We start from the raw sequence: 13,464 nt of genomic DNA on the forward strand, positions 1-13,464 counted from the left end.
AATTATTATTTTGATGAGCTTGCAGAGGGAGATAAATTAATACTTGTTTATACAGTGAAAGCCACTGATATTTCCGGTGCCAGTGATACTCATGACGTTATTATTACCATAACAGGTACAAATGATGCACCTGTTGCTAAAGCTGATGTAAATGAAGTAAAAGAAGATGAAATTTATTCCGCGACGGGGAATGTGCTTGATAATGATGAGGACATTGACTTTGGAGAGACATTTACAGTCACGGGCGCTGATAAGGGAGTGCATAGTTCTGTATCAGGAAAGGTAGACACAGATATAGCAGGTACTTATGGAACTTTAATAGTCAGCTCTGATGGGACTTACACATATACTCTCGATAATGGAAACCCTATCGTGCAGGCTTTGGCAAAGGACCAAGAGGTAACGGATACTTTCACTTACACTATCACGGACTCACAGGGAGCCACTGCTACCACAACCCTAACCATTACTGTGGTCGGAACAAATGATAAACCTCAGATACGACTTGACGCTGGTGACAGTGACTCAGAATCTTTAATTGAAACAAATGCGGGATTATCCACTTCAGGAACTCTCTCCGTCTATGATGTGGACACTTTGGATACACCAGTGGCTTCAAAAGTAAATACTGTTTCTGTCGGTGGAACTTATTCCGGACCGGTACCTGATAATGATACTTTAATTGCCATGTTCTCTGTTACTGGAGGAAACGATGATCCCACAAATCAGTACAAAGCACACGGGATTGACTGGAAGTTTGATTCATACACTTATCCTTTTGATGAGTTGCCGCATGGAGAAACACTCATACTTACTTACACTGTCCAGCTAGATGACGGCAACGGCGGGATTACCACAAAAGACGTAACAATTACCATTATCGGTACAAACGATGATGGAGTAATAAATGATGACATTGCAAGTATTAATGAAGACACAACTCTGTTTGGCAATGTCCTTGACAACGATGTGCCAGACCCAGACTATGACGAACCACTTAAAGTCTTCTCCTTCACAGTAGATTCAAATGGAGATGGAGTACAGAACAGCTATATGGCAGGCGACACCGTCACCATTACCACATCGTGGGGGACAATTGGCACACTGACCCTAAATGCGGACGGAAGCTACGAATTTGTTCCGCATCCAAATTACAGTGGCCCTGTTCCCACCATTACATATAATGCCGGTAACTTAACGTTCAGCGATAATGCTACTCTGAACATAACCGTCAATCCCATTTCAGACAAGCCCACTGTTACAGTGGACAGCACATCTATAACGACCGATGAGGACATATCCGTCGCTTTAGGACTTAAGATGCCGCTGTCAACTGACAATGTGGACCAAAATGGACCGGGAGTTGATGGAGACAACCCAGAACTGCTAGGCGCTATCACTTTGAGCGGGATTCCAGCCGGAGCTCAACTTTTGGATGGAACAAATTCTAACGCTCTCCTTTGGACGTCCGGCGGCGGCTCTGTAACGATCGTGCTTACAGACCAAACCGATTATCATATAAACAGCGCATCGGGAACTCTTTCTCTGACAAAAGCTCAGTACGAAGCTCTGCAGGTGCTCCCCCCTGCAGACAGCGGAGTTAATTTCTCTGTGACTGTTTCGGTCACTTCATACGAAGTCGACAATTCCGGAAACCCTCTATCGGGAGTTCCAGGTGCCATAAATACGGCAACTGTTGATGTCGACGTAAGGGCTGTTACCGATGACGTTGAACTATGGATTGACGGAGTGAAGTCTACTGTTGTGACGATTGATGAAGATACTACACTCAATCTGTCTACATTGCTCACGAAACAGTTTGACGATACGGACGGAAGCGAACAGAGATCCATTGTAATCACCGGACTTCCGGCAGGTACAGTTGTAAACGGAACCACTATAGATGGCTCTGGAACTATTACCATTCCTCTTACCGGAGGTAATGACATCCCATCTATAACCGTGAAGCCGCCGAAAGATTTCAGCGGAGATATTAATAATATAACAATAACACTAAGGGCTCAGGACACCGACAGTGATTCCTCACATACGCCGAATGTTGAGAGTGACAGCGTAACGCTCAACCTTTATGTCAACCCCATAGCCGGTGATGTAAAAGTCTCAGGTGTAACGACCAATGAAGATACTGCCGTTAAGTTCTTGCAGCATCTTGAAGTGACTGATACTGATGGAAGCGAAGAAATTACAGGAATAACAGTCAATGCACTACAAGTAGGATGGGTTATCCGCGATGGCGGAGGAAATATTATATTTACCGGAGATGGCGCTACTGACTACACAGTTTCTGCTGTAGATGTAGCAAGTGAAGCATATAAGAACTATACCGTTACTCCTCCGGCGCACTCTAGTCAAGACGAGGACATCTCTATATCTGTTGAAACGACAGACACTCAAACCGTCAATGGCTCACCCGTAACATCTGTGGTTGTGACGGATATGGATGTGACTGTTGAAGTTGCGGCTGTTCCTGAAGTGGTCGGAACAGACACAGATGGTGATGGTACCGATGACCTTACCATGAACCCGGATCATAATTATAGTACTCCTGCTTATGAAGACACGTGGTTCGATCTACAACAGAATGGTTTCAACTTAAAGAACGGTTGGAACAACCAAGACCCCGATGAACTGACCTATGCTCTATTGAAGCCAATACTAAACGGTGGACTAGATTCTGCTGTGGGATCCCAGTTCAAGTATTACAACGGCTCTACTTGGATAACTCTGACCTATAATGGCTCAGCATTGGAAATTCCAGTCGACTACCTTGATACAGTACAATTCAAAGCAGCACACAACGTAAAAGGCATGTTTGAAATTGAAGTACAAGCGAAAACAGTGGACGTTGACCCGGATACGGGAAATACAGTAAGCGCAATTTCCGGAAGTGCTAGCTTGACAAATGTTGTGGTATTACCTGTAGCTGATAAAGTCACTTTATCAGCATCTTCCCCAGTGAATACCCCTGAGGACACGCTTGTTAATATTAAAGTGCGACCCTCAAGCAGCGACTCATCTGAAACATTTAATATCACGATAGCAAACATCCCACCGGGAGCCAAAATCTATTACGATGGAGTCGAACAGACTGTTGATGGAGATGGCAAGGTATTGATTACAGAGTTCTCTACTAGCAAGACTCTTGCGATTTTGCCTCCGCACAACAGCAACGAAAACTTCACATTAAATGTCATTGCTCAATCGGTGGATACAGATGGAGGACACACTAGTGTTTCTGATCCTGTATCTCTCCCAATATCAGTTATAGTAAAAGGAGTTGCCGACCCTGCAATACTTGATGTGAAGGATTTCACTACTACTGAAACTATCGTCGATGGAGCCGGACATACAATCGCACTATCTAACGTGATTGATAATATTGGACTTACAGACACGGACGGTTCTGAAACCTTAACTCTTATACTGACTGGGCTCGATCCCAAATTCAAAGTAGAAGGGGCGACATACGTCGGCGGGGATGGCGTCAATAGAGTTTGGATTGTTAATACTTCTCAATTGGGAGATACCTTTATTAAAACAGATGAAAACTTTAGCGGAACCATAAAACTAGATCTCAGAGCTATTACAACTGAAAACGACGGAGACTCTTTAACGGGAGCATTGAAACCTGTAACAATAGAAGTTACTCCTTCGCCGGAATCCACCATTGTATCTTCCACAACGACACATGAAGACACTTTGGCGCATCTCAATTTCAACATTGTTCATCATAACGATGATAATGACGAAACTCTGACGTCGGTTTGGATCAAGGCATCCGACGTGGAAGGCAAAGACTTCACCTTGTACTTCGGCAATTCGACTACCAAAACGCTGGCTGATGCGTCAGCTGACTCCGGAATTCCCTTAGTTGTGCTCGAAGATGGGTATTACAAACTTACAGGCTCAGCCATAAATAACATTTATGGCAAGGGAGCTCCTAATACTCATGGCAGCTTTAATTTCGCCATCAAATATGAAATAACAGACCCCTCTTCCGACTCAACTCTGCCCTCTGTCACAGAGCAAACAGATACAACATACAATTTTATCGTAAACGCAGTGACAGACCAGACAGCGACATCTGTCGATCTAATAACTGGAGACAAACCGTCTGTTATAATCTCTGGCAATCAAATTACCGTCACAGAAAACTCCACTGTTTCTGTAACCATAAAGGTAGAACAGGCACATGATCCTAATGCTAACAATCAGCAAGACTATGACGGTAGTGAACAACTTATAACTATAGTCGTAGATGGAGTACCTAATGGAGTGACAGTTGGGAACGCAGTTTACATCGGTAACACACCGGGTAATTCTAATACAGGACAGTGGCTCATACAGGTTAATCCGAATGTTGATTTTAACGGACCGCTCACACACACTGTTGTTCTGTATTTCGATGGTACAGCAGCAGAGCTTTCTAACCTAAATCAGAGTATTATCATCTCAGCACATTCAGAGGATTTTGACAGCGTAACAGTATCATCCTCTACCGTAATTGTAATAACCACCCCTGCTGATTTTGATGACACAGGCAGTACCACAGGAACACCTGTAGATATTATAGAGGCTGAATTTATCCCGTTACCTGTTGCAAATGAAGATTCTCCAATTACTCTGGCTGATATTGCCAAATTTACTACCAACGGAACTAGCGACTTCTCTATTACGCTAACAGGGCTACCTCCAGGCACAATAATAAATGGAATGGTACAAACAACTGTCAATGGAGAAACTGTATGGACTGCTTCTAGCACAGGCGGAAATGCTGCATTACAAGCTCTCTTAGCTTCGATAATTATAACGCCCCCGCCTAACTGGAACAGCAATAACAGTTCTAATCTTTCTTTTGATGCAACTCTGACAACATACTCAGAAGGCGGAATCAGAAGCGATGACTCAATTACAATAAACCAGCCGATAACTCCGGTGACTGACGATACAGATCTCTCACTCTCGATTGTTGATGCTCTTGAGGGCAATGATGTTACTATGACTCTCAACATGTCAAACCCTGCGGATAATACTCATTTAAATATCATCGGAGAAAAGCTATATGTCTCGCTTGACGAAACAGAAATGGACTCACCCGGAACACTTTGGTATGGAGGGAATCAGCTATCTCTTACCTATGTATCAGGTGTAGCAGGAGTTGCGGACGGCGATTACTATATAGTAGAAGGCGTAACAGACATTAACCAGCCTGTGGATCTTATCTATAGACCTGGTGAGCACTCATCCGGACAGGCTACCATCACAACAACACTTGTAGGACAGGAAGAAAATGCCGCAAACATCGTAACTAACACTGTTACAGAAACACTTACGGTTGAACCTGTCAACAGCGGATACGACATACATACAAACAATATTTCCGGAAGCGAAGATTCCAAGATCGTACTTGACTTTACAAGCACGGGACTTGTTGACACTGACGGCTCGGAATCAGTTTTAACGGCAATATTGGGCAACTTGCCAAATGGGTACCTTGTCTATTACGGTGCGGACGAGGCTTCTGCTGTTTTAGCCCACAACTTGGGTGCAGATGCATTTGGCAATATGTCATGGTCCATCCCGGTCAACGGAGTTTCATTGCCTCCATATATCGCCATATTGCCACCGGAGCACTACAGTGGAACTATAACAGATCTGACTCTCTCCGTTATTTCCGGAGAAGATGGTTTGGATCCGGAAATAAGCACCGCTACTTTTGATATGGAGATAGTACCGGTTGCAAATGGACTTTCTATTTCTCCAACCAGTACTTTTGGCAATGAAGGAGATTATGTATCGTTGAATCTTAATGCTTCAATTATCGATACTGACGGCTCTGAAACAGTAACTCTGGAGATCAAGGGACTTGGAGAATACGCTTCCTTCTACTCCGGTACTTCCTTGATATCTTCAAGCTATGATTCTGCAACAGACACCTACACTGTTTCCGGAATAGCCGCAAGCGAAATAGACAACATCGCATTTATACAATCGGCAAGAACTGGAACTATTGAAGTCAAAGCATATACTGTTGAGACTGGGCACTCCGATCCTTCTTCTCCTGTATCGGACACCCTCGATATAGATATCTTTGAGAAGATTGCGACAACGGGAGACGACACCCTGCTCTACTCCGGGGGAAAAGCTCTTGACGGGTTCACCGGAACCGACACGGTCGTCATGAGATTTGATGAGGGCATCGATTTTGGTTCAGATCCTTCCATTCGTAACATAGAGATATTTGACCTGAGGGGCAGCACAAGCGGTTCCAATGCGCTTGAGAACTTGTCCGTGCAGGATGTCATCGACATGACGGACTCAAATAATAAACTCACTATATACGGAGATTCAAACGACAGTGTCAGCATTCTGTATGAGGATGGGAGCGAGTGGATCAAGACGACGACGAATGAGGGCGGCATAGATTTTGACGTCTATACTCATACCGTGCATACCGATGTCGTGCTGAAGATCCAGCAGGATTTGGTGGCCAGCCTCATTGATGTAACTCCGAGCCCGTAATACCTCAGCCAAAGCCCAAAAAGCGGGACGTACGGGGGCACATTCTACGTCATTCCCGTATGCATTCGAGCGGGGATCCAGGTCCTCATGATCACTCCATAAAGGGTCAAAAGCAAAGACAGACCTGGGTTCCCGATCTCGGAACGCACTCGAAATAGTCAGTCGCTATGGTGATTTATTATGTCCCTCTATCGAGGAACAGCTCCTTCCTGATCAGGGGCACACGGGAACGACCGGGGGCGGGGAATCAAAACCCTTTGGTACGTCCTATTCTCCGTCATCCCCGCATGCATCCCTCATCCCGTCATCCCCGTATGCCTTCGAGCGGGGATCCAGCTCCTCGTGATTGCTGCAAATTTCCTCTGCTCCTTCTGCCATTTCATAATCGTTCGACCATAGGTTTATAATGTATTGGTATGGGGGTGGCGGAGATTTTTGATGAACTAAAGAAGGGAATCGAGACAGGAGATAAGCTTGATGTTCTGCGAAAAGATACCTCCTTGCTCATAGATCCTGATTTTTGATCCCTATGATCTATTACGCTTGAATATATTTTTTATGTATAGTAAACTCTAATAATTAGATGTTATTATGCACAAAATGGAATATATTTTAGCGAGGTGATGTGGCTTGACCGATATCGAGCTGCTTAAGGGACTGGATACAGAAATCCCCGGCTGGGTGCTGCAGAGCAGACTGACCGAGAGCGGCTACGTTAATATCTGGCAGAAGATAGAGGGGCTTGCCGCGGACGGCTATATCGAACGGATAATGCGTGGCTGGTACTGTCTTGGTCCCCTTCTGCGCAAGAGAGAGCCCTCCCTTAGATACCTTGCATGCAATGTTTACGGCCCAGCCGCAGTATCTGGCAACCTTGTCCTCTTTGAAGCTGGGTTGATCCCCGAGGCTGTTGCTTCCGTCACAGCGGTCACGCCAAAGAGAAGCCGAAGCCTGAAGACGCCATACGGGAATATCCAATGGCTCACAGTTCCACGGCAGGCCGTATTTCCAGGCACATACGCCGTAAAGGACCCCCCACCCGGATACATAAGGGCAATACCGGAAAAGGCCCTGCTCGATCAACTTTACGTCATCAGATACACACCTCAGAACTACCCTATCTGGAAGGCTTTCATCCTTGAAGATCTCAGGATCGACGAAGAGGCTTTGGCAAAGCTGGATCTACAGCTCATTCAGGAACTGGGTGAGTCATTCGCATCCCCAAAGATCACAAGACACGTTAAGTGGCTGGCGAAGCTGGCAAAGACTGGATAAATCAGGGGAGTTAATTGCAAACCGGTAGCAAATCGATAGTTTAGGATCAAAACCCTTTGGTACGACCCATTCTCCGTCATCCCCGTATACTTTTCTCATTTATGTCATCCCCGCATGTATTCCTCATTACGTCATCCCCGCATGTATTCCTCATTACGTCATCCCCGCATGTATTCCTCATTCCGTCATCCCCGTACGCCTTCCTCATCCCGTCATCCCCGCATGCCCTCGAGCGGGGATCCAGGTCCTCGTGATCACTCCAAAAGGGTTGCACTAAGTTTGCTTTTTAGCTAAGTTGATGTATTATTGTAACCAACATTTCTGGAATGAAATTACAGGCATTAACAACATTATCCATGCTTAGATGTTTAATTATAATTAACTTAATAGGTATATATAAATAAAAATCAATTAATATTTTTATTAACATAATAGGTTAATTATTATCTTGACGGAGGCACGTGATGGAGGTATACTTCTCTACGAACACACTGTACAAAGCCTGTTTAAATAACATTGACGGCAATAAAAGATGGGGAAAAACAATTGCTGACAAGGTTAGATTGCGCATAACAGAATTTGAAGCGGCATCTTCTCTTGCAGACATAAGTAAACTGCCCCCGGCAAGGTGTCACGAGCTCGTCAACAACAGAGCGGGGCAGCTCAGCGTAGTTTTATCAGGAAATGTGAGGCTGATTTTCAAGCCTAATAATGACCCTGTCCCGAAACAGCCAAGCGGAGGACTGGATTGGGGCAAGGTAACAGAAATTATCATCCTGGAGGTTATAGATTATCATGGCTGATAAAAAAATATTTTATGGGGAATCTGATTATGCTGTCCCCCCGGGAGAAACTCTCAGTGAGCTACTTGAGTATTATCATATGACGCAGAAAGATTTGGCCATAAGGCTTGGGATGACCTGCAAAACCGTAAACGAGATCATCAAGGGAAAGGCGCCTGTCACGCCTAAAACTGCTCTGGCTTTGGAGAATATTTTCGAGCCTGAGGCAGTTTATTGGTTAAAATTGGAATCTAATTACCAGGCAAAGCTCGAACGGATAAAAGAAAAAAAACAGATAACAAAAGAGACGGAACTTTTGGATCAATATTCCTGTTATGCTGAAATGGCAAAGTATGGATGGATTCCTGCAACAAGAAAAAAAGAAGAAAAAGTTGTTAATCTGAGAAATTTTTTTAATGTAGGGTCCTTAGAATATTTTCCCGACCTCCCATACGCGGCTAATTTTCGTCATGCCTTGATCGCTGATCCATCTGTAATTGCTCTTGCGGCATGGTTACAGCAGGGTGAAAATATTTGTCGGCGGATCGAAACAAAACCATTTTCACATAAAACTTTGAAATCTATCATTCCCCAATTAAGGGCCCTTACTTTATGTACAGTGGATATTTACAAAAACCTAAGAGAGATATGTGCATCTGCCGGGATTGCCGTTACGCTGCTGCCTCATCTCAAAGGGACATATGTACATGGCTCGACCAGATGGCTCTCCCCTGAGAAGGTACATATAAACCTCAGTACAAGGGGTGCACATTCAGATATTTTCTGGTTTTCTTTCTTCCATGAAATCGGACATATAATGCTCGGTCACACAAAAAAAAATATCCTGGTCAATTACATATCTCCAGGAGAAAACAATATCAGCATGATCCCAGAGGAAATGCTGATGGAGAAACAGGCGGATCAATATTCCGCCGACACATTGATCCCGCCTGACGAATACAAATATTTTATCGATGGCACTTCTGATTATTCTGACGCAAGTGTATCAAAATTTGCAAAAAACATAGATATCCATCCCGGAATTGTTTGGGGAAGACTGGCAAATGACGGCCATATTTCCTGGAGTACGGCTAATCAAGGTACGCGAAGGGCAAAATTAATATTCGTGCCAGATCGATAAAAAATTTAAATTTCAGTCTGTATTCCAATCATACAAAAAAGAGAAGGCGGCTTCGGGGCTGGTTCCCCTGAAGCCGCTTATTTGTTAGCTGTCTTTCTTCAAATCACGGAGCTCTTCTTTAATCTCCCGCAATTCTCTCAAAATATCATCACTGTCGCTGAAGCTTCCTGACCGATGACTCTCAAACTCATTCTTTCTGTGGCTGAATGCGTAAAAGAGGATCACGACTACTATAAGAAAGAACAACGGCATCATAAACATCCCAAATGGCATTCCACATCCGTTTGCAGCTGCTCCCCACCACATCTATACCACTCCCCCGTAAAACTGCTTTTAATTTCCAGGAACAATATACTATAACATCGACACTCATCGATATGTATAAATGCTTATTTTGACACTCGTTCAAGTTGTGTATATACTTGTATATACATGAGGTGATGAGAATGCTTACAACGATCAAAAAATGGGGAAACAGTCAGGGGATAAGGCTTCCTCTGGATATTCTTAGAGAAGCGGAAATTGATAAGGAAGGTGCAGTCAATATTTCTGCACAGGGAAACTGCATTGTAATAACGAAAGCTGAACCACAAAAAAAGCGTCAGAATATAATGAATCTTTTTGAGGGATATAAAGGTGAGTACGAACCCACCGGGATCGACTGGGGTGAGCCTGTAGGTAAGGAAGTATGGTAAGCCAGGGCGATATCATCATGCTTAATTTTGATCCTCATGCCGGGCATGAACAGGCAGGGTACAGACCGGCATTAGTAGTAAGCAACAACTTTTTCAACAGTAAGACCAACATGGCTGTTGTATGCCCCGTAACCAACACCAACAATGAATTCCCTCTTCATATACGTCTTGACGGCAGGACCCAAACCACCGGAGTCATACTTTGCGAACATGTCAAATCACTCGACATAAACAGAAGACACTTCAAGATCGTTGAGAGGCTCCCCCAGGATATACTGCAGAGGGTCATTGATGTTATCTGTTCAGAGATCGAGATACTGTGATTATCACTATTGGGCTAGACCTTCATCATGCCGCCCTCTGCTGCTGAGGCGGCAAGTTTGGCGTATATGCCGAGGATGCCTTTCAGTTCTTTCTGCGGAGGTCTTTTCCACTCTTTGAGGCGGGCTTCCAGCTCCTCGGGGGAGAGGTCAACGTCCAGTTTCTTATTTTCAACATCTATGATGATAATGTCTCCGTCCCTGACTGCGGCTATGGGGCCGCCTTCGGCGGCTTCGGGGGATATGTGGCCGACAAAGCAGCCGTTGTTGGTTCCGGAGAAACGGCCGTCAGTTATGATCGCGGTCTTTTTTGCAAGCCCCCTGCCGTAAAGCAGTTTCATCGCGAAATACATCTCACGCATCCCGGGGCCGCCCTTAGGACCTTCGTAACGGATGACAAGCACATCCCCATCTTTGATCTTTCCGTCAAGGATCGCCCGGTTCGCATCTTCTTCGCAGTCAAAGACCCTTGCAGGTCCGGAAAAATGGTACATAGCAGGATCCATTGCTATGGGTTTTGTTATCCCAGTCCCCGGAGCAAGGTTACCCCGCATCACTGCCAGGCCGCCTGATCTGCCGAAAGGGTCTTCCTTGGTGCGGATCACACGCCGGTCAATGCCGAACTGATCAGACCATGCGCCAAGATTTTCTCTGAGATCCTTGCCTGTCACGGTCATGCATGAAAGATCGATGTCCTCCCCCAGTTCCTTCATGACCTGCGGGATCCCTCCGGCGCGGTAGAAGTCCTCCATGTCGTAGCAAGAAGCAGGGTTCACCATCGCTATAGAAGGTATAGTCTCACTTGCCCTGTCGTATATTTTCATCATAGTCTCTGCGTCTGTCCCTATCTCGTGTGCTATTGCCGAGAGATGGATGAAAGTATTTGTGGAGCCTCCCGTGGCGACCATTATCTTAGCTGCGTTTTCAAGGGAGTTCCTTGTTATTATGTCTCTTGCAGTAACGCCTCTTTTTACAAGCTCCACAATTTTAATGCCGGTCATTTCGCCGGACCTGAACCTTTCGGATGCTGTCGCGGGGATCAGGGACGAACCGGTGAGGGACATGCCCATAGCCTCTGCCGCACAGCCCATCGAGTTCGCGGTGCCGTAGTATGAGCATGAACCGCATGAGGGTGCTGCATTGTCTTCAAGCATTGATAAAGTCTCTTTGCTTATCCGTCCGGCGCTCAGCATCCCCACAGCCTCCGATACGGAGGTGGAGTCGCTCTTACGCCCGTCAAAGGAAACGCCCCCGGCCATTGGACCTCCGACAAGCAATATCGCCGGAATTCCCAGCCTTGCTGCTGCCATCAGCATACCGGGGACTATCTTGTCGCACGATCCAAGCATAACAATGCCGTCCAGCCTGTGGGCCTCCGCCATTGCTTCGATGTCACATGCTATAAGGTCTCTGGTGGGGAGTATGTATTTCATACCGTTATGTCCGCATGACTGCCCGTCACAGGCAGCTATTACACCAAACTCGACTGCCATTCCGCCGGCCCTGTATATGCCTTTTTTGACAAATTCGGAAAGTTGTCTTAGGTTGTAATGTCCGGGCACCAGTTCGTTCCACGCGTTCGCTATCCCTATTAGAGGCCCTTTTAGGTCCTCGTCAGAGAAGCCCATGGATTTATAGAGGGCCCTGTTTTCGGTAAAGACCGGATCTGAAAGTATTTCGGAGCTTCTGAATTTCATCTGGATCCCACCACCTTCAGATCTATTTACTTGAGGAAATAATCCTTCATTATATTGCTCTCGCTTTTTGCGATATGTTCGTAGAGCAGAGAAGAGAGGCCCCTGGCATCCCTCTCACGAAGTTTTTCCAATATCTCAACGTGCTGGCCGATCGTTTCGTGGATGTTCGCGAGGGACTGTGCAGAAAGTTTCTGGAAGCGCTGGATCTGGGCATGGTATGTGGTTATGATCGCGCCGATCCGTTTATTGGTCGCATATTTGGTGATCGTCATGTGGAGGAGGAGATCCATTTCTGAGACCTTAGAGAGAGATACTTCCCCAGCCAGCACTGCCCTTTTTAGGGCTTTCCAGCCTCTTTCCATCTCGTCGATCTCCCCATCGGGTATCCTATTGACTGCAGAGAGTGCTGCAAAGGGTTCCAGAAGTTTGCGAATGTCGTATATCTCTTTCAGGTCTTCGAGGGATATTTCTGATACAAATGCGCCTTTTTGGGGAATTATCTTGACGTATCCGTCCTGTTCCAAACTCCTTAGTGCCTCACGGATAGGTGTCCTGCTGACCCCTATCTCCCTGGCAAGAAGGTTCTCCGGCAAGGGTGTGCCCATTTCAAGTTCCCCTGATTCAATTGCGTCACGGATCCATTCGTATGCTTTTGTCCAGCTGGCTTTTTCATGGTCGTGTGTCAATTAGATCCCCCATTTTTACTATATATGTATACAGCAAACATACATCTTAATCAGGTTTTTGTCTACATATTTCATCTGCTGCAGGAAGATGCGGAGCATCCTGACAATAGAACGCGAAAAGAAGTCAACAGGCGGCTTTATCTATTGACATCAGAGCCTCTATAAAATCTGAGTTGACATATATTTCTGAAGATACTATCATGCTCACATATTTGGGACGATTTAGTCCGCTGGGCGTTCGCTACGGGTAGTGCATACATAAACGGAATGGTATAATCTATAAAATGTATACAGGCTACATACTTTCAACACACAAGTTGTGTTA

10 protein-coding genes are annotated in these 13,464 nt (G+C 45.4%); 6 read left to right on the plus strand and 4 right to left on the minus strand.

The annotated features are described in order from the left end of the window. The coding region (locus OLM33_07720) for a VCBS domain-containing protein (protein MCW1713545.1) at positions 1-6,543 on the plus strand (6,543 nt) is incomplete at its 5' end. Positions 6,544-7,173: 630 nt separating this feature from the next. After that, a complete protein-coding gene (locus OLM33_07725; GenBank protein ID MCW1713546.1) occupies positions 7,174-7,818 on the plus strand; it encodes a hypothetical protein in 645 nt (214 codons plus the stop codon). 76 nt (positions 7,819-7,894) lie between these two features. Here the strand turns inward: OLM33_07725 and OLM33_07730 are convergent, their stop codons facing one another. Further along, a complete protein-coding gene (locus tag OLM33_07730) occupies positions 7,895-8,026 on the minus strand; it encodes a hypothetical protein (GenBank protein ID MCW1713547.1) in 132 nt (43 codons plus the stop codon). 256 nt (positions 8,027-8,282) lie between these two features. Here OLM33_07730 and OLM33_07735 point away from each other — a divergent pair, with 256 nt between their 5' ends. Next, positions 8,283-8,621 carry a hypothetical protein gene (locus OLM33_07735; GenBank protein ID MCW1713548.1) on the plus strand — a complete coding sequence of 113 codons (339 nt, stop codon included), beginning with the start codon at positions 8,283-8,285 and terminating at the stop codon, positions 8,619-8,621. Continuing rightward, positions 8,614-9,741 carry a HigA family addiction module antitoxin gene (locus tag OLM33_07740; protein ID MCW1713549.1) on the plus strand — a complete coding sequence of 376 codons (1,128 nt, stop codon included), beginning with the start codon at positions 8,614-8,616 and terminating at the stop codon, positions 9,739-9,741. Before OLM33_07735 ends, OLM33_07740 begins: the two co-directional genes overlap by 8 nt. Before the next feature lie 84 nt (positions 9,742-9,825). Here OLM33_07740 and OLM33_07745 read toward each other — a convergent pair whose 3' ends face one another. Further along, the gene (locus OLM33_07745; GenBank protein ID MCW1713550.1) at positions 9,826-10,047 is read right to left on the minus strand and encodes a hypothetical protein; all 222 of its coding nucleotides are present in this window, start codon (positions 10,045-10,047) and stop codon (positions 9,826-9,828) included. A gap of 140 nt (positions 10,048-10,187) precedes the next feature. On the opposite strand from OLM33_07745, the gene OLM33_07750 reads away from it, so the two are divergent. Continuing rightward, positions 10,188-10,436 (plus strand): AbrB/MazE/SpoVT family DNA-binding domain-containing protein, encoded by a 249-nt coding sequence (locus OLM33_07750; protein MCW1713551.1) that lies wholly within the window; start codon positions 10,188-10,190, stop codon positions 10,434-10,436. Further along, on the plus strand, positions 10,430-10,759 hold the full coding sequence (locus tag OLM33_07755; protein MCW1713552.1) for a type II toxin-antitoxin system PemK/MazF family toxin: 330 nt from the start codon (positions 10,430-10,432) through the stop codon (positions 10,757-10,759). Before OLM33_07750 ends, OLM33_07755 begins: the two co-directional genes overlap by 7 nt. Before the next feature lie 14 nt (positions 10,760-10,773). Here the strand turns inward: OLM33_07755 and ilvD are convergent, their stop codons facing one another. Together ilvD and OLM33_07765 are read right to left on the minus strand one after the other, a co-directional pair. Beyond that, on the minus strand, positions 10,774-12,453 hold the full coding sequence (gene ilvD, locus OLM33_07760; GenBank protein MCW1713553.1) for a dihydroxy-acid dehydratase: 1,680 nt from the start codon (positions 12,451-12,453) through the stop codon (positions 10,774-10,776). Positions 12,454-12,479: 26 nt separating this feature from the next. Further along, a complete protein-coding gene (locus OLM33_07765) occupies positions 12,480-13,139 on the minus strand; it encodes a GntR family transcriptional regulator (GenBank protein ID MCW1713554.1) in 660 nt (219 codons plus the stop codon). Between the last annotated feature and the right edge of the window lie 325 nt (positions 13,140-13,464).

The sequence above is a fragment of the Synergistaceae bacterium DZ-S4 genome (assembly GCA_025943965.1).
GTDB lineage: Bacteria > Synergistota > Synergistia > Synergistales > Synergistaceae > Caenicola > Caenicola nitritireducens.

Bases quoted from the DNA above. Each gene is read 5' to 3' on its own strand.
- OLM33_07750 (MCW1713551.1), top strand. From the start codon at position 10,188: ATGCTTACAACGATCAAAAAATGGGGAAACAGTCAGGGGATAAGGCTT.
- OLM33_07745 (MCW1713550.1), bottom strand. From the start codon at position 10,047: ATGTGGTGGGGAGCAGCTGCAAACGGATGTGGAATGCCATTTGGGATG.
- OLM33_07755 (MCW1713552.1), top strand. From the start codon at position 10,430: ATGGTAAGCCAGGGCGATATCATCATGCTTAATTTTGATCCTCATGCC.
- ilvD (MCW1713553.1), bottom strand. From the start codon at position 12,453: ATGAAATTCAGAAGCTCCGAAATACTTTCAGATCCGGTCTTTACCGAA.
- OLM33_07735 (MCW1713548.1), top strand. From the start codon at position 8,283: ATGGAGGTATACTTCTCTACGAACACACTGTACAAAGCCTGTTTAAAT.
- OLM33_07740 (MCW1713549.1), top strand. From the start codon at position 8,614: ATGGCTGATAAAAAAATATTTTATGGGGAATCTGATTATGCTGTCCCC.
- OLM33_07730 (MCW1713547.1), bottom strand. From the start codon at position 8,026: ATGAGGAAGGCGTACGGGGATGACGGAATGAGGAATACATGCGGGGAT.